General features: G+C 64.4%; 19 protein-coding genes. 5 read left to right on the forward strand and 14 right to left on the reverse strand.

The features are described from left to right. Positions 1-46 precede the first annotated feature (46 nt). The 3 genes from NKH06_RS15695 to NKH06_RS15705 all read left to right on the forward strand — a co-directional run bounded on the left by NKH06_RS15695 (position 47) and on the right by NKH06_RS15705 (position 3744). Positions 47-928: a LysR family transcriptional regulator gene (locus NKH06_RS15695; RefSeq protein WP_352440987.1), complete on the forward strand. Its 882-nt coding sequence runs from the start codon at positions 47-49 to the stop codon at positions 926-928. A 219-nt stretch (positions 929-1147) separates the two neighbouring features. Continuing rightward, entirely contained in the window at positions 1148-1591 is a 444-nt protein-coding gene (locus NKH06_RS15700) for a phospholipase A2 family protein (RefSeq protein ID WP_352611377.1), read from the forward strand. Further along, positions 1588-3744, forward strand: coding sequence for a phospholipase D-like domain-containing protein (locus NKH06_RS15705; RefSeq protein ID WP_352893384.1), 2157 nt, complete (start codon positions 1588-1590; stop codon positions 3742-3744). The genes NKH06_RS15700 and NKH06_RS15705 overlap by 4 nt, the downstream gene beginning before the upstream one ends. Positions 3745-3748: 4 nt before the next feature. On the opposite strand, the gene NKH06_RS15710 is transcribed toward NKH06_RS15705, so the two are convergent. The 10 genes from NKH06_RS15710 to rsfS form a co-directional block, all read right to left on the reverse strand. Then, positions 3749-5005, reverse strand: a complete 1257-nt coding sequence (locus tag NKH06_RS15710; RefSeq protein ID WP_024502886.1) for a D-amino acid dehydrogenase — start codon at positions 5003-5005, stop codon at positions 3749-3751. Between the two features lie 123 nt (positions 5006-5128). Next, positions 5129-5683: a GreA/GreB family elongation factor gene (locus NKH06_RS15715; RefSeq protein WP_081734873.1), complete on the reverse strand. Its 555-nt coding sequence runs from the start codon at positions 5681-5683 to the stop codon at positions 5129-5131. A 2-nt stretch (positions 5684-5685) separates the two neighbouring features. After that, the gene (gene rnk / locus NKH06_RS15720; protein ID WP_352893386.1) at positions 5686-6108 is read right to left on the reverse strand and encodes a nucleoside diphosphate kinase regulator; all 423 of its coding nucleotides are present in this window, start codon (positions 6106-6108) and stop codon (positions 5686-5688) included. A gap of 272 nt (positions 6109-6380) precedes the next feature. After that, the gene (gene alr / locus NKH06_RS15725; RefSeq protein ID WP_352893387.1) at positions 6381-7520 is read right to left on the reverse strand and encodes an alanine racemase; all 1140 of its coding nucleotides are present in this window, start codon (positions 7518-7520) and stop codon (positions 6381-6383) included. Positions 7521-7597: 77 nt separating this feature from the next. Continuing rightward, positions 7598-8113 (reverse strand): RNA pyrophosphohydrolase, encoded by a 516-nt coding sequence (locus NKH06_RS15730; protein WP_128304960.1) that lies wholly within the window; start codon positions 8111-8113, stop codon positions 7598-7600. A gap of 156 nt (positions 8114-8269) precedes the next feature. Next, on the reverse strand, positions 8270-9448 hold the full coding sequence (locus NKH06_RS15735) for a divergent polysaccharide deacetylase family protein (protein ID WP_352611372.1): 1179 nt from the start codon (positions 9446-9448) through the stop codon (positions 8270-8272). A gap of 214 nt (positions 9449-9662) precedes the next feature. After that, complete coding sequence (locus NKH06_RS15740) at positions 9663-10994, reverse strand: S41 family peptidase (protein ID WP_023811786.1); 1332 nt, start codon at positions 10992-10994, stop codon at positions 9663-9665. Then, complete coding sequence (locus tag NKH06_RS15745; protein WP_352611371.1) at positions 10995-12332, reverse strand: murein hydrolase activator EnvC family protein; 1338 nt, start codon at positions 12330-12332, stop codon at positions 10995-10997. A gap of 124 nt (positions 12333-12456) precedes the next feature. Beyond that, positions 12457-12939, reverse strand: coding sequence for a 23S rRNA (pseudouridine(1915)-N(3))-methyltransferase RlmH (gene rlmH / locus NKH06_RS15750; protein ID WP_023811784.1), 483 nt, complete (start codon positions 12937-12939; stop codon positions 12457-12459). Positions 12940-12966: 27 nt separating this feature from the next. Continuing rightward, entirely contained in the window at positions 12967-13344 is a 378-nt protein-coding gene (gene rsfS, locus NKH06_RS15755; RefSeq protein WP_352611370.1) for a ribosome silencing factor, read from the reverse strand. Positions 13345-13585: 241 nt separating this feature from the next. On the opposite strand from rsfS, the gene NKH06_RS15760 reads away from it, so the two are divergent. After that, a complete protein-coding gene (locus NKH06_RS15760; protein WP_352440995.1) occupies positions 13586-14437 on the forward strand; it encodes a mechanosensitive ion channel family protein in 852 nt (283 codons plus the stop codon). Positions 14438-14446: 9 nt separating this feature from the next. On the opposite strand, the gene NKH06_RS15765 is transcribed toward NKH06_RS15760, so the two are convergent. The 3 genes from NKH06_RS15765 to NKH06_RS15775 all read right to left on the reverse strand — a co-directional run bounded on the left by NKH06_RS15765 (position 14447) and on the right by NKH06_RS15775 (position 17922). Continuing rightward, entirely contained in the window at positions 14447-15730 is a 1284-nt protein-coding gene (locus NKH06_RS15765) for an MFS transporter (RefSeq protein WP_352440996.1), read from the reverse strand. A gap of 68 nt (positions 15731-15798) precedes the next feature. Then, a complete protein-coding gene (locus NKH06_RS15770; protein WP_352893389.1) occupies positions 15799-16431 on the reverse strand; it encodes a nicotinate-nucleotide adenylyltransferase in 633 nt (210 codons plus the stop codon). 204 nt (positions 16432-16635) lie between these two features. Further along, a complete protein-coding gene (locus NKH06_RS15775; RefSeq protein WP_352893390.1) occupies positions 16636-17922 on the reverse strand; it encodes a glutamate-5-semialdehyde dehydrogenase in 1287 nt (428 codons plus the stop codon). A 110-nt stretch (positions 17923-18032) separates the two neighbouring features. On the opposite strand from NKH06_RS15775, the gene NKH06_RS15780 reads away from it, so the two are divergent. Next, positions 18033-18386: a hypothetical protein gene (locus tag NKH06_RS15780; protein ID WP_352893391.1), complete on the forward strand. Its 354-nt coding sequence runs from the start codon at positions 18033-18035 to the stop codon at positions 18384-18386. On the opposite strand, the gene proB is transcribed toward NKH06_RS15780, so the two are convergent. Continuing rightward, positions 18378-19508: a glutamate 5-kinase gene (gene proB, locus NKH06_RS15785; protein ID WP_352893392.1), complete on the reverse strand. Its 1131-nt coding sequence runs from the start codon at positions 19506-19508 to the stop codon at positions 18378-18380. The two genes, NKH06_RS15780 and proB, sit on opposite strands and share 9 nt — an antisense overlap. Position 19509: the final 1 nt, after the last annotated feature.

Consider the following 19509-nt stretch of genomic DNA (forward strand, 5'->3'; position numbering starts at 1 on the left):
GGGGTGGGCGGGAACGCGACGCTCGTCATTAGATCGGACCATGCCCATGAACTGGGATGACGTCCGCATCTTCCTCGCCGTGGCGCGTGCCGGCCAGATCCTTGGCGCGGCCAAGCGGCTGGAGCTCAACCACGCCACCGTCTCGCGCCGCATCGCCGCACTCGAGGATGCGCTGCGGACAAAGCTGTTTCGTCGGCTGACGACCGGCAGCGAGTTGACCCCGGCCGGCGAGCGCTTTCTCGACATTGCCGAGCGCATGGAAGGCGACATGATCGCCGCGCGCTCGACCATTTCAGGCGAAGGCGATGATGTCTCCGGCACGGTGCGCATCGGCGCGCCCGACGGTTTTGGCGTCGCCTTCCTGGCCAAGCGGCTCGGCGAACTGACCGCCCTGCACCGCGAGCTGACGATCCAGCTTGTGCCGGTGCCGCGCTCCTTTTCCTTGTCGCGCCGCGAGGCGGATATTGCCATCACCGTCGAGCGGCCGACCGAAGGCCGGCTGGTGGCAGGAAAGCTGGTCGACTACTCGCTCGGCCTGTTTGCCTCGCGCGCCTATGTCGAAGCGCATGGCTTGCCCAAAACCGCCGCCGAGCTCGGCCAGCACACGCTCATCGGCTACGTGCCCGACCTCATCGTCAGCCCCTCGCTCGACTATGCGGGCGAATTCAGCACGGACTGGCGCACCAGCTTCGCCATCTCCTCGGCCCTCGGCCAGGCCGAGGCGGTGCGCTCGGGCGCCGGCATCGGCATCCTGCACACCTTCGTCGCCCGCTCGATGCCGGAATTGGTATCCGTCGATGTGGTCGCGCCGATCCGCCGTGCCTACTGGCTGGTCTATCACGAATCGGTCAGGCCGCTGCGCCGCGTCCAGATCGTCGCCAGCTTTATAACCAAGGTGGTGGAGCGGGAGCGAAACCTGTTTGTCTGATGCATGTCGCCCAAAAGTGATCTCGGTTTTGAGAGAACGACATGCATAAAACAAAGACGCTAAAGCGCATCGCATGAATCCGATCAAACGCGATGCGCTTTAGCCGTGCCGCCTTTTCCTTGCCACAAAACCGGCCAGTGTGGCATCAGGCGTGCGGTCGCCGGCTGTGGGCGGACGCCGCGCGCAGGGACATCTTTCAGAAAGCTGGCGCGAATAGACATGCGAGCCGTTCTTGCCATCCTGCCGCTGCTTTTCGTTTCCGCATGCGCCAATCCGTGGACGAAGGTCCCGGAGGCCGAACTGCCCAAACCGATCCGCTACGCCATGGCGCGGCCTTCGCCTTTCATCTTCGGCAATTATTGCGGCCCCGGAACCCGCACCGGCGACCTCTCGGCCCGGCCGGTTAACCGCCTCGATGCTGCCTGCCAGACGCATGACGCCTGTTACATCGCCCGCCACAACCATTGCGACTGCGACGGCACCCTCGTCGCCTCGGCGAAAGCGATCCGCGACGACAAGACAGCGCCGCGTAAAATGCGCGGCGAGGCCGAACTGCTGATCGCCACCTTCACCATTCCCGTCTGCAAGGTCTTCCCGCAGGGCTTCATGCCGCCGCGCGATCCGGCGCAATTGAGCGCCCTGAAGACCGGAGCGGCCGGGTGAAGGGTCACGCATCCATCGCCATCGCTCTGTTCGGGCTGGCTGTCCTTGCCGGCTGTGCCGTCGCTGGCCGCAATGCCTGCGATCTCCTGCAAGGTCAGAGCGCTTGCGCGCGACCCGCGCTCTCCGCCGAGACAGCTGGGCCGCAGATCGCCGCCGCGCAGTTTTTCGGCGACGCCAGCACAAGCGACTACGAAAAGCGGTTCCTGGCGCTGCTCGCCCACCACCAGCTCGGCGCGATGGACCGCGCCAACGGCACCGGCCCTTTCGGTCACGACCGCTATGAGATCCGCAATGGCGATTTCCAGGCGACTTACCGGACACTGCAGCAACTGGCCGGGCCGGTTGCCGAAACGCATCTGCCGCCGGCCAGCGGCAGCAGCGGCGACGGCCATTTCGACGGACGCTGGCGGGTGTCGCGGCAGACGCTCTACATCGATGCGGCAGCGCAGCCTTCGACGCCCAGGATCTTCGATTTCTCCGGTCTGCAGGCGCGCAGCGTCGAGATCGTGCTGCGCCAGGCTGGAAAGCAACCGGCCGACATCGAGGGCACCTGCGACGGCTCGCTGGCGATCCGTGCCGGCGGCGGTTCACGCACAATCGCCACGGGCACCGCATTCCGCTTTCGCCTGTCCGGCGAGGACGACACGGTCAGCCTGTTCCCGAGTGACGGCCTGAACCGCTGCACGGCAAGGATCCGCTCCAGCCTTGCCCCGGCCGGCGCGCCGCTCACCATCCAGCGCGAAGAGACCGCCGATCCGGCTCTCGCCGCCTTCGACAGCCGCTACGAGCGTTGCCCGACGCCTGACCCAACCGGCGTCGATCCTCTCAGCCGGGCCTTCTATGCCAGCCGCTGGCTCTCGCAGACCTGTGCCTTGCCGATCGGAAAGCCGCGTCTGCTGCGCAAGTCGCGCGACGGCTTCAACGCCAAGGTCGAAGCGCTGATGGGAGCGCCGCTATCCGACAGCGCCATCGACAAGGGCGACCCGGAGCTGCCGCTCGACTTTTCCCAGGCGCCAAGGCTGAAGCTGATCTACCTGTCGTCGCTGGAGTTCAAGGCCGACTTCTCCGGCCGCATCATCGAACGGCTGATCCGCCACCATGCGGCCCTCGGCACCAAGGTGCGCATCATGGTCACCGACGTGCTGGAGCGCGACAAGGACGACGCCATGCTGCATCGGCTGGCGGCCGAATTCCCCAATGTCGAATTGCAGGAATATCGCTGGCGGGCGGACCGGGGCGCGCCGATCGACGAGCAGATCTCACAACTGCACAAGGTCCATCACGTCAAGATGCTGGCGACGCTTGCCGACGATCCCACGCGCTCGCGCGCCATCATCGGCGGCCGCAACATCCATGACGGCTTCCTGTTCCACCAGCCGATCGATCTGTCGCGCTATCCAGACCTTGAGCAATACGGCAAGACCGACGGGTTCTCGCTGAACTACTATTCGAACTGGAGCGACTTCGACATCGAGTTCGCCGATCCGGCCACGGTCGAAACGCTGGCTGCGCATCTTTCGACAGTGTGGCTGCGCGACGCCGACACCAATCTGGCGCGTCCCTTCTCCATTCCGGTCCGGTCCGCCGGCGCCCGCCCGTCAGGGACGGCGCGGCACTTCATTTCGGTGCCCTACGAGGATGGCCATGCGTTGGAGGACTATTTCGTCGAGCTGGTCGACGCCGCCCAGCACCATATCCAGGTCGTCAATCCCTACCTCAACCTGACGCCCAAGCTTGCCCAGGCTGTTGACCGGGCGCTCGCCCGCGGCGTCAGGATCGACATTGTCGGCCGCATCGATCTCAAGGGCGATATCGGCGGCAAGTTTCTCACCGCGCTCAACAAGCTGTTCGTCGAGGAATATGGCGACCGCATCAACATCCGCGAGTTCAAGGCGCCTGACGTGGTGCTGCATTCCAAGATCATGATGATAGACGAAAGGCTGGTCGCCATCTCGTCGGTCAACCTCAACAACCGCAGCTTCTTCCACGACAGTGAGAACGGCATGATGGTGCTCGATCCGGCCTTCTACGCCAGGATGAAGCCGATCTATGACGACTATGTCGCCCACTCCAATCCGGTCGCCACCAATGTGACGATCCCGTGGGCTTACCGGCTGCTTTTCGACGAGGACTGGGTCCGGCAGGCGTTCTGACCTTCTACCGCAGATAGCGCTCCTGCGCGAGGTCGCGGACGTCGATGTCGGGCACCCGGCTGGAGATGATGTCGGCCAGCACCTTGCCCGAACCGCAGGCCATGGTCCAGCCGAGCGTGCCGTGGCCGGTGTTGAGATAGAGATTGGAGAGCTCGGTGCGGCCGATCAGCGGCGGACCGTCCGGCGTCATCGGCCGCAGCCCGCACCAGAACGTCGCGTCCCGCATCGCGCCGGCGCCCGGAAAGAGATCGCCGACCGAGTGTTCCAGCGTGCGCCGCCGCGATTCGTGCAGCCTGAGGTCGAAACCGGAAATCTCGGCCGTACCGCCAACCCGGATGCGGTCGCCGAGCCGGGTGATCGCCACCTTGTAGGTCTCGTCCATCACCGTCGACACTGGTGCCGCGGCGGCATCCTTGATCGGCACGGTGATCGAATAGCCCTTGACCGGATAGACCGGGATCGGCCGCTTCACCCGGCGCATGAAACCTGCCGAATAACTGCCCAGCGCCATCACATAGGCGTCGGCGGTCTTCCAGCCTTTGCTGGTGCTGAGATTGGCGATGCGGTTGCGGCTGCGGATGACGCGCCAGATCGTCACGTCGTATTCGAACTTGACGCCGCGGGCCACACAAAGCTCGGCCAGCCTGTCGGTGAACATCTTGCAGTCGCCGGTCTCGTCGTGCGGCAGCCTGAGGCCGCCGACGAACTTTTCGCGCACCCCGGCAAGGCCAGGCTCAGCCGCGATGCAGCCGTCCTGGTCGAGGATCTCGTAAGGCACGCCATACTTCTTCAGCACCTCGACATCGCCGCCGGTGCCGTCGAGCTGCTTTTGCGTACGGAACAATTGCAGCGTGCCTTGTGTGCGCTCGTCATAGGCGATGCCGGTCGCTTCGCGCAGCGCCTTCAGCGTGTCGCGGCTGTATTCGGCGAGCGGCACCATGCGCGCCTTGTTGATCGCATAGCGCTCGGCCGTGCAGTTGCGCAGCATCTTGATCAACCATGTCCACATATGCGGATCGAAGGCCGGCCGCACCACCAGCGGGCCATGCTTCATCAGCAGCCATTTGATCGCCTTCAGCGGAATGCCGGGTCCGGCCCAGGGCGAGGCGTAGCCGGGCGAAATCTCGCCGGCATTGGCGAAGCTGGTTTCCAGCGCCGGGCCTTTCTGGCGGTCGAGAACCGTCACCTCGTGGCCGGCCTCGGCAAGGAAGTACGCCGTGGTCACTCCGATGACGCCGCCGCCCAGCACCATGATCTTCATCGTTCACTCCTTGCGGCGCGCAGCACGTCCTTGGGGACGCCTGGACGCGGCCGCATTTCCGATTTGCGCACGATCCCCGGCGAAAATCGATGCTGACTTTCGGGATCGTGCAGTGTTGCCTGTTCACGCCGCCGTGGGACCGGGGTCGTCATCCCCTGTCTGCCGCATTCCGGCCCTTTCGCCAAGGGGCCGCCAATCGGCTGCGGCGCTGTAGACGAGGGTGAGCCCATGCGGCCGTCGCGCCTCGGCCTGGGATTTCTCCCTGACGGCACGCCGCGCGGCCTCCGGCTGGTAGAGCACGGTCGCGATCAGGACCGACTCCCGCCTGCCGTCGGCCTGTTCGATCCATGCAGTCTGACCCTCTGCCATGCCGAGCATGCAAAGCCCCCGCCTTGTCATGATCGACAGGCTGGAGCCGACCGGACCGCGCACCTCGTTCTGCACCAGGGTCCGGGTCTGGGCAGGGCCGGCATCGACACGAAACACCAGCCTGCTGTTCAGCGTCACGATATCGGATCCGACCGAATCGATCGCGACGACCTCGGCTTTGGAAAGCTTGTCTTCAAGCATTGGAACAATCGGATCCGCGAAGGCCCGCCGACGCTCCAACATGATCTCGAGGACGGCGAAGTCCTTTGTCGTCAGCCGGAAATTCGCGCCTGTCATCGCCGTCTCCATGATCAGGATCCCTCGCGCCCGCAGGCCGGCGTATCGACCACTTCGATGATCGCCGACAGCTCCCGGCCGCCACGGCTGCTCCAGCACACTGTCTGCCCGATCGACGCGCCGATAAGCGCCGTCCCCATCGGCGTCAGCACCGAGATCCTGTTTTCACTGATGTCTGCTTCGCCGGGATAGACCAGCGTGACGCGCTGGGTGTTGCCGCCATCGTTGCGGATTGTCACCGTCGAACCCATCCGCACCACGTTGGCCGGCATGGAAGCCGCTGCTGTGACGACGGCGCGGTCCATCTCCGAAAGCAGTTCTTCGGCCGTCTCGGGGACGCGGTCGAGCGACGCCCGCGCCAGGCCCGTGAGCCTGTGGTGGTCGGCATCGCTGACCAGAAGCCGGCTCGGTGGACGCAATCCTGTTGCATGTTGCATGGCAAACCTCATGAGTTGGCGCATCGAACAGACGCGCGCCTGCCGCCGCACGAACGGTGGCTTGATGAAAAGCCGGCAGCCGCGAAGCTGTCTGGCTCGGGAATGATGATCAGGTAGAAATGCCCCGGTTCGGACGGACGCCAAAAGGCGGCCGCGCCGGGGCTACGATCCCGCGATCGGGCAGACCCTGAACAAGGTTCTGATATAAGCTGGGTTGCTCATGCAAGGAGCCTTGCCGACAGGCGTCCGCTTGTCAAGCGTGGCCAAACCGCTCAACCGCCGACATAGCGCCGATGGAAGCGCGAGCCGAGGCTGGTCAGAATCTCGTAGCCGATGGTGCCGGCATGGCCGGCAGCGTCGTCGACACTTTGCGAGGGACCGAGCAGTTCGACGAGATCACCCTCGCGCAGCCTGCCGGCCGGCAGGGCGGAAATGTCGAGAATGATCGAATCCATCGACACCCGCCCGAGGAAAGGCAGCCGCACGCCCTCGAACCAGGCGGCGGACGCGGCGCGGCGTTGCCAGCCATCCGCGTAGCCGAACGAAATCGTCGCCAGCCTGAGCGGGCCTTGCGCATGATAGGTGTGGCCATAGCCGACGCCGGCGCCTTTTTCGACGCTGCGCGTCTGTGCCACCTTTGCCTGAAGCCGCACCACCGGCAGCATCGGATTGGGCTTGGCCGGCGTCGGATTGATGCCGTAGAGGGCGGCACCGGGGCGGGCGAGATCGTAGTGAAAGGATGGCCCGAGAAAGATGCCGGACGAATTGGCGAGCGAGGCTGGCGTCGCCGGCAGCATTGCGCGCAGCCGCTCGAACGCCAGCCGCTGCCGTTCATTGGCCGGATGCTCCGGCTCGTCGGCGCAAGCCAGATGACTCATCACGAACCGGATGTCGATGCCGTCGAAGGCCTGCGGATCGGCGGCAACGCGCTCCACATCCCGGGGCGCCATGCCGAGCCGCGACATGCCGCTGTCGACCTGGATCGCGGCCGGCAGTTTTCGGCCGGCGCGGCGAGCCGCCACACGCCAGGCCACCAGTTGCTCGGGGCTGTTAATGACAGCGCAAACGTCCGCTGCCACGGCGTCCGTCTCGGCACCGGACGGAACGCCGTTCAACACGAAAATGGCAGGGCCCGGACCAAGCGAGCGGCGCAGGGCGACGCCTTCGCCCAGAAGCGCAACGAAGAAGACATCGCAGCCTTCGCGCAGCAGCGCCGCCCCGACCTGGCCGGCGCCAACGCCGTAGCCGTCCGCCTTGAGCACACCAGCGCAGCGAACATCGCCCAACCGCGCTTTCAGCCGCCGGTAGTTTTCACGGATTGCACCGACATCGATGGTGAGGATGGCCCCAGCCGCCACTTCGCTTGTGGCGGTGACCTCTTCTGGCGGCGGCTTTTGGGGGGCGTCGTTCATGGCGACCCTTCGCGTGGTAGTGGATACATCAATAGGACCGCCGGGCCGGCGCGGCAACCGCGGTTGTTGTATAGCGGCTATTGCACCAGATGCCGGAACGCCGCCACCACATCCTCATAGACATGGCGCTTGAACGGCACGATCAGGTCGGGCAAATCCTGCATAGGCCGCCATGCCCATTCGTCGAACTCTGCGGTGTGGCCGCCCGGCGGCGGGTTGATCTGGATCTCGCTGGTGTCGCCGTGGAAGCGAAAGGCGAACCATTTCTGCGTCTGGCCGCGATACCGGCCCTTGAAGGCGATGCCGACGAGATGGTCCGGCAAATCATAGTTGATCCAGTCCGGCGCCTCGGCCAGCAGCGAGACGCCTCGCATGCCGGTCTCCTCATAGAGTTCGCGCTCGGCCGCCTGCAGCGGCTCCTCGCCCTTGTCGATACCGCCTTGCGGCATCTGCCAGAGCTGCGTCGTGCCGGCAAATTCGCTGTCCGGTTCGGCAATCCGGTGCCCGACCCAGACCAGGCCCTGGGCATTGAGGATCATCAGCCCGACACAGGGACGGTAAGGCAGCGTTTCGCGGTCGATCTTTTTAGCCATGCGTGATGGGGTCCAGCCGTTTTGAGAATTCGCTCCGGTGAGGCAGGTGGCGAGCGGTTTCGAGAACCGGAGCGGAGCGTACTTAAAGTACGTGAGCACCGGAAGCGCAGAAAACGTCGCCAGATTCCCGCCGGAGTAGAATTATCAAGACGGCTGTTAGCCTTTTTGGGGGTCAATGGCCACCGCTGAAATCGGCACGATCTCGATGCCGCGCTTCTTGGCTTCGACCACCCAGGACGACACGGTATCGACCGTCAGGTCGAAGGCCGAACCGATGCCGACGGCAGTGCCTTTGGCCCGCGCGGTCGCCTCCAGGCTGTCGAGCTTCTTCAGGATTTCGCCGCGATCCTGCACGGCATCGATCGCCATGTCGCCGGAGACGAAGGGCACGCCATCCCTGAGCGCCAGGTCCGGCGCCAGGCTGCGAGCCGACGAGCCGTCATCGATATAGGCGAGGCCGCGTTTGCCGAGCTCGGCGATGAACGGCTCCATCGCCGACGCGTCGGCGGAAAAACGGGCGCCCATATAGTTCATGACGCCGGTATAGTTGGTCGTCCGCGACAGTGCCCAGTGCAGGCTTTTCAGGTTCTCATCCGCGCTCGCCGCCACCGTCAGCGTGTTGCGGCCCGGATTGACCTTCGGATAATCGAACGGTTCGAGCGGCACCTGCATGACGATCTCGTGGCCGCTCTGCCTGGCTGCCTGCATCCACCGGCCGATGCTGTTGCCTTGCGGGGCGAAGGCCAGCGTCACTTCTGCCGGCAGCTTGGCGATGGCCGCCTGGGTGCCGGTCTGCGACACGGCAAGCCCACCGATGACGATCGCCACCCGTGCGCCGCGCCCGCCCGACCAGGGCCGCGCATAGACGTCGAACGGCCGCCTGCCATCGGCGGCGCGCACCGGCAAAGGCCCGGTCTCGCTGGCTTCGATCAGCGCCTTGTCTGGAATGTGCGCGATCTTCAAGTTCTGGCCGATGGTCGACGGATCGCGAATGACGATCGCTGCCTTGGGCGGCCCATCGCCCTCCTCCGTCTGCACATGGATGATCTGCGGCCCGCCTGATTTGACCGGCGCCTCCGGCTTCGGTGCCGCCGGGGCCAATGCAGGCGGCGCGGCGGCAGGCTCGGCCGCCGCGGTCACTTTCGGTGTTGAAACGGCAACCTCTTGCGGCTTTCGAAACGGCTTTTCCCTGAGCGCGATCGCGCCGGAGACGCCGGCCACCGCCAGCACGGCCACGGTCGCCATGATCGCACCGCCGCTGAGCTTGCCGGCGGCGCGCGGCGGCCGGACTGCCTGTCCGAGCGGGCGTTCGATGTCCTTGCCGATGTCAGCCAAGCCTAATCCCCGGGCGCATGGCTCCGAAGGCGAAGCCGCTTCGAAAAGACATGCGCGAATTCATCAATCCCGGCACACACCCCGCGCCATGCCTTGGGGGCTTTGCCTCACCCCCCGAATCAAACTGCCGGAACCTTTCGGTCCCGGCAGCATCGCATTGCTTCCATCAGGCTCAAACAGAAAGATGGAGCGGCGCGTGCGCCGCTCCAGATCCTTACTGGTTGAGAACCGCCTTTTGCGGATTGGGCGGGAAGGCCGGATCGGTCTTCTGGCCGCGCAGCAGCTGCTCGGCATAGATGAGCTGCAGATCGTCCTTCGGATCCGGCGGCACATAGGCTGCCGAGCCCGAACCGGTCGTGCTCTCATCGGCGCCCTTGATATGGCCCTTGAGGTCGGATTCGCCGCGCGTCAGGTCCCTGCCCTGCAGTTCCGGCGGCAACGGCTGGTCGACCTTGATGTCGGGCGTGATGCCCTTGCCCTGGATCGACTTGCCGGACGGCGTGTAATATAGCGCCGTCGTCAGCCGCAACGCACCATTCTCGCCGAGCGGAATGATGGTCTGCACCGAACCCTTGCCGAAGGACTGCGTGCCAACCACCGTGACGCGGCGCAGGTCCTGCAGCGCGCCGGCGACGATTTCCGATGCACTGGCCGAACCGCCATTGACCAGGACGATCATCGGCTTGCCGTTGATGTCGTCGACCTGCTTGGGCTTGGCGTCGAAGCGGGTGACGTCCTTGGGGTCGCGGCCGCGCGTCGAGACGATCTCGCCGCGGTTGAGGAAGGCATCGGACACGCTCACCGCCTGGTCGAGCAGGCCGCCCGGATTAAGGCGGAGATCCAGAACGTAGCCCTTCAGCTTGTCGTCGGGAATCTGCTTCTTGATGGTGTCGATGGCGTTCTCGAGGTCGTCATAGGTCTTTTCGGTGAAGGAGGTGATCTTCATGTAGCCGATGTCGTTCTCGACCCGGAACTTGACCGCCTTGACCTTGATGATGTCGCGTACGACCGTCAGTTCAATCGGCTTGTCGGCGCCCTGGCGCAGGATGGTCAGCTTGATCGGCGTGTTGACCAGGCCGCGCATCTTGTCGACCGCATCGTTGAGGGTCAGGCCGCGAACCTCTTCGCCATCGATCTTGGCAATGTAGTCGCCGGCCAGCACGCCTGCCTTGGCGGCCGGCGTGTCGTCGATCGGCGTGATCACCTTGACCAGATCGTTCTCCATGGTGACTTCGATGCCGAGGCCGCCAAACTCGCCCTTGGTCTGGACGCGCATATCCTGCGCCTGCTCGGCATTCATGTAGGAGGAGTGCGGGTCAAGCGAGGCCAGCATGCCGTTGATGGCGTTCTCGACCAGCGACTTGTCGTCGGGCGGTGTCACATACTGTGCCCGCACCCGCTCGAAGATATCGCCGAAGATCGCCAGTTGCTTGTAGGTCTCCGACCCTGCAGCGTTCGCCGCCGAGCCGGGTGCGCCATAGACCAGGCTCATGGCGGACGCGCCCATCAGCGCACCGGCAAACAGAAGCGACAGTTTCCGCATTATTCACGTCCTTCCAGAAAAACGGTCCGCCCACCATGGGGCCGGATCGACGGGTTTTCCATCCTTGCGGAACTCGACATAGAGTTCCGGCGTGGCATTTCCATTCTTCGAAACCGAGGTGCTCGCCACCCGGGCCTCTCCCATCGCACCGATCGGCTCTCCTGCAAGCACTGATTGACCGGTCGCGACGCTGATTCTGCTCATCCCCGCCAAAACGACATGATAGCCGTCGCCTGCGTTCAGGATCAAGAGTTGACCATAAGACCGAAACGGCCCCGCATAAAGCACATTTCCATCCGCCGGCGCGGTGACGATGGCTCCCGATTGTGTCGCAACCATGTCGCCAAGCATCACCGCGCCGTTACCGTCATCGGCGCCGAATCGCCGCTTGATGCGGCCGGTCACCGGCAGTGCGATCTGCCCCTGAAGGGCCGAAAAGGGCACCGCGGCGGCAAGTTGGTTGCCCTCCGGAACCGGCAGCGACGCCAATTCCGCCGGCGCAGATGTGTTGTCGCCATCCGCCGTCTTCTGCTCGGCGGCCTTGGCCGCATCGGCGGCCTTGCGGTTCTTGTCGGCCTGCGCTTCGAGCGAGGCGATCAACTCTTTCAGGCTGCCGGCCTTGGCCGCCAGCGCTTCGGATCGCTGCTTTTCCGCAGCCATTTGCGTTTGCGTGTCGGCTTCGAGCTTCTGCTTGGCCTCCAGCAGCATGCCGAGCCGCTTCTTTTCCGCCGTCTGGTCGCCGACCGCCGCTGTCAGCCGCGCCCGTTCGGCCTCGATCGACGCCGTAATCCTGGTCTGTTCCTTGAGATCGGCAAGCAGGCTATCGGTCTGCTGGCGCAGTTCGGGCACCACCGCGCCGAGCAGGATGGCGCTGCGCACCGACGACAGCGCGTCCTCGGGCTTGACCAGGATCGCCGGCGGCGGGTTGAGGCCCATGCGCTGCAACGCGCCCAGCACTTCGGCCAGAACGTCGCGCCGCGCCATCAGCGAGGCGCGGATCTTCTGTTCCTGGCCCTTCAGTCCTTCCAGCCGAGCGCCGATGTCCTCGATGTCCTGGCCGAGCTTCTGCTCGGTCATCGCCGACTGGATCAATGCGGCGGTGATCGAGGCGTGATCCTTCTTGATCGTCGCGATATCGGCGGAGAGTTTGGCCAATCGTTCCGACGACAGCGTGATCTCCTTCGAGACCCGTTCATATTCGGCCCGGCTCTGATCCGGATCGGGAGCCATGTCGAGCGTGTTTTCCGCCCGCCCCGCATGCAGCGACAGCACAAGTACCGCCGCCGCGATGCCGCAGCGCGCGCGCCAGGAGCCCGTTCTTGATTTGCTGTCTTCAGACATTGAAGCCCGACTCTATGCGTGGCTTCGTTAACGAACAATCAACCATGTTCGAAACCGCCCACTCGATGCAATCTTGCCTCGGCATTGGGGCGGAAATCCGGGTGTGTCGCACCAATTCACCGGTTTACGAGCGATGGTAGGGATGTCCCGAAAGGATGGTGGCCACACGATAAAGCTGCTCTCCCAGCATCACGCGCACCAGTTGATGCGGCCATGTCAGCAATCCGAACGACATCACTAGTTCGGCCTGGTCGCGCAGCGACTGATCGTGGCCGTCGGCGCCGCCGATGGCGATGACCAACGCCTTGCGGCCACCGTCACGCAACAGGCCGAGGCGCCCGGCGAAATCTTCCGAGGAAAAGCTTTTGCCGCGTTCGTCAAGGAGGATCAAAGCGGTTCCGGGCTGCAACTGCGTCTGCAGTTTCTGGCCTTCCTCACGCCGCCGCTCGTTGGCGGTCTGGCCGCGCCCCTCGGCAATCTCGGCAATGCCGCCAAATTCAAGCCCCACTACCGGGCCGCTCTTGGCGAAACGCTCGAAATAGCGGTCGGCCAGCAGCTTTTCGGGGCCGGCTTTCATCCGGCCCACGGCATGAACTGATATCTTCATCCTCGCCTTGTAAGCCGCGCGAACGACTTAGTGGAGCGTTTCTTCCTCGAGGTCCGGCGCCTGCCACATCTTTTCGAGATTGTAGAATTCGCGGACTTCGGGGCGGAAGACATGGACGATGATGTCGCCAGAATCGATCAGGACCCAGTCGGCGCCGGACATCCCCTCGACGCGCGCGGTGCCGAGACCGGCATCCTTGATCGCTTTGAGAAGATGATCGGCGACAGCCGCGACATGACGGTGCGATCGGCCCGAAGCGACGACCATGTAGTCGCCGAGGCTCGATTTCCCCTGGATGTCGATGGAGACAATGTTTTCGGCCTTGGAGTCTTCCAGACTGGCAAGGACTGTCTTGATGGCACGGGACACGGCGTCGTCTACGCTGATCCTGGCCGGCGAAGGCATGATATCGGCCTTCTTCCGCAGTGCTGTTCTCAGTGTAGTTCCTTTCGCAGCAAGAACAACCAAATCACCCCTTGAAGCAGGTGACACCACTTAGATAGGCAGAGTTCCCCGACAGTTTCAAGACGGGACCCTGCCTCGCACGAACGTATTGTCGCTGCTGTGGTTCCGCCGCACGCCGGAAAAGATCGGAACCCTCGCCGTCGGCATGGGTTATCGGCTCACCGACCAACGGGATTTCCCCATGCCGATCGACCCGCAAAACGCCTTTCTCAGCGTCCAGGCTGGCCTCGCCCAACTGAGCACGCTGATTGTTTCGTACTCCTTCTCGGCCATCGGTGCCGTCATCCTCTTGATTGTCGGCTATATCGTCGCCGGTCTTGCCGAACGTTCGATCTTCGCTGGTCTCGGCCATATCCATGGTTTCGACGCGACGTTGCGGCATTTCTTCTCGAAGATCGTCCGCTACGCCATCCTGATCCTCGTCACCATCATGGTGCTCGGCCAGTTCGGCGTGCAGACGGCCTCGATCATTGCCGCGATCGGTGCCATTGGCCTCGCCATCGGCCTGGCGTTGCAGGGCACGCTGCAGAACATCGCCGCCGGCATCATGCTTCTGGCGCTGCGGCCGTTCCGCATCGGCGAATCCGTCGAGGTCGGTTCGATCGCCGGTACGATCGAGGAGATCGGCCTGTTCGCGACCAAGCTCAGGACGGCCGACGGGGTCTACATATTGGCGCCGAACTCGACGCTGTGGAACCAGCCGGTGCGCAACTTTTCGCGCAACGGCGTACGCCGCAGCGACATCATACTCAGCATCGGCTCCTGGAACGACATCGACAGGGCGCAGAAAGCCTTGCTTGCCATTGCCGCGGCCGAACGGCGAGTGAAACGTGAGCCGGCACCGATCGCTTTCGTCTCGACATTGGGCGACAGCACTGTTTCGATTGCCCTGCGCTATTGGACATCGTCGGCGGACTTCTTCGCCACCCAGACCGATCTCACCAAGCGCGCCAAACAGGAATTCGATAGCGAAGGCATATCGATCCCGCTGCCGCCGCCGGAAGCGCCCCAACCGGAAGCCCGTCGACAATAGGCGGTTGGCTCAGTGCCGGCCCTCATCGTCCGGTGCGAAGGCAAGTTCGACCGGCAACGGCGCCTGCGCCGTCATCGGTGCGAAACTGCCGGTTTCACCGACCGGGACCGCACGCGTCGTGAACACGCGCAAAAGCACGAACAGGCAGAAGGCTGCGGCGATGAGAACAGCCACATAGATGAAAGCCTGCGTTCCGAAGACGGCTGAAAGCGCCGTCACGATGCCGGGCACGACGAAACCCGACAGCGACCAGGCAAACAAAAGCGAACTGGACAGCGCCACCATGTCGTCCTTGCCGGCGCGGTCGGCGGCATGTGCGCTGGCCAGCGAATAGATCGATTCCGAGGCGCCGTCCCACACGATATAGATCACAACCAACGCGGCCAACGCGCCGCCATCGAACCCGAGCGCAAACAGGCCGGCAACCATGGCGAGCGCGGATGCGGCGATCAGCACATAGCGGCGGTCGGTTCGGTCGGAAATCCAGCCAAGCGGGATCTGCAGGATCAGCGTGCCGAGAGGCATCGCCGAAAGCAGCAGCGCCACATCGGCCTGGCTGTAGCCCTTGGCCGTGGCGTGGATCGGCGCGAAGCCCGCAATCGACATCGACAGGCCGCCGACCGCAAGCATGCCGGCGACGCCGACCGGTGAAACCCGCCAGGCACGGCGCAGCGCCACCGAGGCCGCCTGCGGTGCCGGCGGCTGGGCAAGTTTGGTCATCCCGACAGGGAGGATCGATAGCGCGGTGAAGACGATGCCGATCAGCGGCGCATCCGCTGTCCTGATATCGACCAGCGCCAGCGTCGCGTAGCCGACGCCGAGCCCGGCGACATAGGCAACGTAGAAGAAAGCCATCACCCGGCCGCGGATGGCGTTGGCAACGGCATCGTTGAGCCAGCTCTGCGCGACGATGAACAGGCCGCAGATGGCAAAGCCGTAGAGCGCGCGGGCGGCTATCCACAGCAGCGGATGGACCCCGGCGCCGACCGCGGCGTTGGCCAGCGCGATCAGCGCCGACAACACCATGAAGGCACGGGCATGGCCGACCCTTCGCACCAGCGGTCCGGTCAGGATGCAGCCCGCCAGCCCGCCGGCCGAAAGTCCGGTGATGATCAGCCCGGCCCAGGTCGGATCGAAACCCTCGGCGCCGAGCCGAACCGGGATATAGGCAAACATCAGCCCGTTGCCGACGGCAATCAGTGCCATCGACACGATGACGCTGGCAATCGCGATCAGCGGCGTGGGCTCGGCGCCCTGCTCGGCTTCGCTGCGGGTTTTCCTGGGAATCGACATGCCTGCTCAGGATTGCCCATGAAACGGGCAAAGGGAGCGATAAAAGCGACATGGCCGGGCGGTCGGGCTCACCCCTTCGCCAGCTTGCGGATCGCGCTCGATGACAGCGACGAGCGCGGGCCGTGGATGAAGGTCCAGGCCGGTGCCTTCATGCGGGCAAGCCGCGGCGCATCGCCCTCGTCGATGCGGGCATAGTCGAAGGTCTTGGCGACGACCGAGGACAGGAACGACAGCGTCGCGCCCGGGCGGTCGATGACGGCGATCGGGAAGGTCATGACGATCTCGCGCCAGCGCTGCCAGCGGTGAAAATCACGCAGACTGTCGGCACCCATGATCCAGACGAAGTCGACGCCGGGATTGCGCGCCTTGACCAGCGCCAGCGTGTCGGCGGTGTAGCGGACGTGATGGGCGGCTTCGAAAGCGGTGACCTTGATCTTCGGGTTCTTGGCGATCTGCTCCGACAGCTGCAGCCGCTCGTCCAGCGGCGCCAATTCCCTGGTGTTCTTCAGCGGATTGCCCGGCGTCACCATCCACCACAGCTGGTCGAGCGACAGGCGTCTGAGCGCAATCTCGGCGACCAGCGCGTGGCCGGCATGCGGCGGATTGAACGAGCCGCCGAACAGGCCGACGGCCAGCCCTTTCTCGGCATGCGGCATTTTGAGATAATGGGAGGGAACGGGGGGGTGGGAAGGGGATAGCATCGCGCTAGGCACCCCCCTCTGCCCTGCCGGCCATCTCCCCCGCAAGGGGGGAGATCAGCAGTTTCGGCGAAGGCGTAAATCTTGCCGCGTTGGAGATCGGCGAAACCCGAAATGCCAGCCAATCTCCCCCCTTGCGGGGGAGATGTCCGGCAGGACAGAGGGGGGTGGCTGGGCGCAAGCTTCAGGCCCTTTGGGCGAAATACGTCAAGGCCTCACCTGTCCAGACCCGCGCACGCGGTATTTGAACGACGTCAGTTGCTCGACGCCCACCGGTCCGCGCGCATGCATCTTGCCGGTGGCGATGCCGATCTCGGCGCCCATGCCGAACTCGCCGCCGTCGGCGAACTGCGTCGATGCGTTGTGCAGCAGGATCGCCGAATCGATCTCGTTGAAGAATTTTTCGACCGCTTGCGCATCCTCGGCGACGATCGCCTCGGTGTGATGCGAGGAAAACGTCTCGATGTGATCGATCGCACCCTTGATACCGTCGACCAGCTTCACCGCGATGATGGCATCGAGATATTCAGTCACCCAGTCGGCATCGGTCGCCGGCCTGGCGTCGAAAAACACTTTCAGCACCTCGGCATCGGCATGGATCTCGCAGCCGGCCGCGCGCAGTGCGTTGAGGATCGGCACCAGATGCGTGGAGGCGACCGCGCGGTCGACCAGCAGCGTCTCTGCGGCACCGCAGACGCCGGTGCGCCGCATCTTGGCGTTGACGGCGATCCGCACCGCCATTTGGAGCTCGGCCGAACGGTCGATGTAGAGATGGCAGATGCCTTCGAGATGCGCGAAGACCGGCACCCGCGCCTCGTTCTGCACACGCCCGACGAGGCTTTTGCCACCGCGCGGGATGATGACGTCCAGCGTACCGCTTAAGCCTTTCAGCATCTCGCCGACGGCGGCGCGGTCGGTGGTCGGCACCAGCTGGATGGCGTCTTCCGGCAGGCCGGCTTCCCTCAGCCCTTCGACCAGCCCGGCATGGATGGCGGCCGATGAATTCAGCGAATCCGAGCCGCCGCGCAGGATCACCGGATTGCCGGCCTTGAGGCACAGCGCGCCGGCATCCGCCGTGACGTTCGGGCGGCTCTCATAGATCACGCCGACGACGCCGAGCGGCGTGCGCACGCGCTCGATATGCAGGCCGTTCGGCCGGTCCCACTCGGCGATCACGTCGCCGACCGGATCGCGCAGCGCGGCGATTTCCCTGATGCCCTCGGCCATGGCGCGGATGCGCGCCGGATCGAGCTTCAGCCGGTCCATGAAGGAGGCGGAAAGCCCGGATTCCTGGCCGTTCGAGACATCGATGGCGTTGGCGTCGAGAATGTCCTGCTGACGAGCGACGATCGCCTCGGCCATGGCGAGGAGTGCGGCGTTCTTGGCGGCGGTCGCGGCAATGGCCAGCGGTCGGGCGGCAGCGCGGGCGCGGCGGCCGATATCGGCCATCGTTGCTACGGTGTCATCCCCGGATTTTTCATGCAGTTTCAGCATTTGTATTCTCTGAGGTCGCGATTAGCGATGATGCTTTACACGTAGGTGGCAATCCCATCAACGCGATCCGTCCGCATGATATAGTGCCTTGGCGATAAGAGGAGGCGACGTTGCCGGAAATTTCATCGAAAGACCTGAAGAAAATGAGAAATAGCTTCCGGCTAGACGTGGCAAAGCATCTTGCGGCAAAGGCTCAAGAGCGAAGCCTCGTTACATATGGGGAACTGACCGAAGAATTTGGTGGGATTGACCGTGGCTGGGGAAACACATTGGGAGGGATAGCGCTCCGCTGTCACGACGCGGAGCTTCCTTGCCTATCCGTGATTGTGGTGAGCAAGGGAACAGGCCAACCCTCTGTCGATGCCCTTCTCTACAAAGACCTTGGATTATCAAGCCCATCGGAAATAGAGGCGGAGCAACAGCGATGCTTCGATCAAAATTGGAAAAGTACACCGCTAGGCTGACGGCTTGTCGGAATGGCTCACCACAAGGTCGTCGCGGTGGATCATCGCCGAACGCGCCTCGTAACCGAGCACGGTTTCGATCTCGGCCGTCTTCAGGCCCGCGATCCTTACGGCATCGGCTGCATCGTAGGCAACCAGCCCGCGCGCGATCTCGCGGCCCTCGGGCGACAGGATCGCCACCGTGTCGCCGCGCGAGAAATTGCCGCTGACCAGCTTGACGCCCGCCGGCAGCAGCGACTTGCCCGACAGCAGCGCGCCGATGGCGCCGGCATCGACTGTCAGCCGGCCGGCCGGTTCGAGTTGGCCGGCGATCCAGGTCTTGTAACCCTTGACCGGATTGGAACTCGGCCGGAAGAAGGTGGCGCGTTCGCCGCGTTCAATCGCCATCAGCGGCGACAGCCGCGTGCCCGACGTGATGATCATCGCGGTGCCGGCGGCGGTGGCGATCTTGCCGGCATCGAGCTTCGTGCGCATGCCGCCGCGCGACAGCTCGGAAGCGGCCGCACCCGCCATCGCCTCGATATCGGGCGTGATCCGGTCGACCACCGGAATGAATTTGGCATGGGGGTCACGCGCCGGCGGCGCCGTATAGAGGCCATCGATGTCGGAGAGCAACACCAAAAGATCAGCACCCATCATCGTGGCGACACGGGCCGCCAGCCGGTCATTGTCGCCATAGCGGATTTCGGACGTCGCCACCGTGTCGTTTTCGTTGATGACCGGCACCGCCTTCATCTTGAGCAGTGTCGAGATCGTTGCCCGCGCATTGAGATAGCGGCGGCGCTCCTCGGTGTCGCCGAGCGTCAGCAGGATCTGGCCCGATTTCAGGCTGCCCTTGCCGAGCGCGTCCGACCAGGCGCCGGCCAATGCGATCTGTCCCACGGCTGCCGCCGCCTGGCTCTCCTCCAGTTTCAGGGCTCGCTTGCCGAGGCCAAGGATGGTGCGGCCAAGCGCGATGGCGCCGGAGGAGACGACGAGGATTTCAGCGCCGCCCTGGGCCAGCCCGGCAATGTCGTCGGCGAGCGAAGCCAGCCAGTCTCGCTTGAGGCCCGTCGCGCGGTCGACGAGCAGCGCCGAGCCGATCTTGACGGTGATGCGCCGATATTTTTTCAGCGACTGCATG

The sequence above is a fragment of the Mesorhizobium sp. M1342 genome, assembly GCF_040317955.1.
Taxonomy (GTDB): domain Bacteria; phylum Pseudomonadota; class Alphaproteobacteria; order Rhizobiales; family Rhizobiaceae; genus Mesorhizobium.

Excerpts from the sequence above, each read along its gene's own strand:
- NKH06_RS15760 (WP_352440995.1), top strand. The coding sequence starts at position 13,586 with ATGCCGATCGACCCGCAAAACGCCTTTCTCAGCGTCCAGGCTGGCCTC.
- NKH06_RS15770 (WP_352893389.1), bottom strand. The coding sequence starts at position 16,431 with ATGCTATCCCCTTCCCACCCCCCCGTTCCCTCCCATTATCTCAAAATG.
- NKH06_RS15765 (WP_352440996.1), bottom strand. The coding sequence starts at position 15,730 with ATGTCGATTCCCAGGAAAACCCGCAGCGAAGCCGAGCAGGGCGCCGAG.
- NKH06_RS15745 (WP_352611371.1), bottom strand. The coding sequence starts at position 12,332 with ATGTCTGAAGACAGCAAATCAAGAACGGGCTCCTGGCGCGCGCGCTGC.
- NKH06_RS15715 (WP_081734873.1), bottom strand. The coding sequence starts at position 5,683 with ATGGAGACGGCGATGACAGGCGCGAATTTCCGGCTGACGACAAAGGAC.
- NKH06_RS15730 (WP_128304960.1), bottom strand. The coding sequence starts at position 8,113 with ATGGCTAAAAAGATCGACCGCGAAACGCTGCCTTACCGTCCCTGTGTC.
- NKH06_RS15700 (WP_352611377.1), top strand. The coding sequence starts at position 1,148 with ATGCGAGCCGTTCTTGCCATCCTGCCGCTGCTTTTCGTTTCCGCATGC.
- rnk (WP_352893386.1), bottom strand. The coding sequence starts at position 6,108 with ATGCAACATGCAACAGGATTGCGTCCACCGAGCCGGCTTCTGGTCAGC.
- NKH06_RS15775 (WP_352893390.1), bottom strand. The coding sequence starts at position 17,922 with ATGCTGAAACTGCATGAAAAATCCGGGGATGACACCGTAGCAACGATG.
- alr (WP_352893387.1), bottom strand. The coding sequence starts at position 7,520 with ATGAACGACGCCCCCCAAAAGCCGCCGCCAGAAGAGGTCACCGCCACA.
- NKH06_RS15710 (WP_024502886.1), bottom strand. The coding sequence starts at position 5,005 with ATGAAGATCATGGTGCTGGGCGGCGGCGTCATCGGAGTGACCACGGCG.
- NKH06_RS15695 (WP_352440987.1), top strand. The coding sequence starts at position 47 with ATGAACTGGGATGACGTCCGCATCTTCCTCGCCGTGGCGCGTGCCGGC.
- rsfS (WP_352611370.1), bottom strand. The coding sequence starts at position 13,344 with ATGCCTTCGCCGGCCAGGATCAGCGTAGACGACGCCGTGTCCCGTGCC.
- proB (WP_352893392.1), bottom strand. The coding sequence starts at position 19,508 with ATGCAGTCGCTGAAAAAATATCGGCGCATCACCGTCAAGATCGGCTCG.
- rlmH (WP_023811784.1), bottom strand. The coding sequence starts at position 12,939 with ATGAAGATATCAGTTCATGCCGTGGGCCGGATGAAAGCCGGCCCCGAA.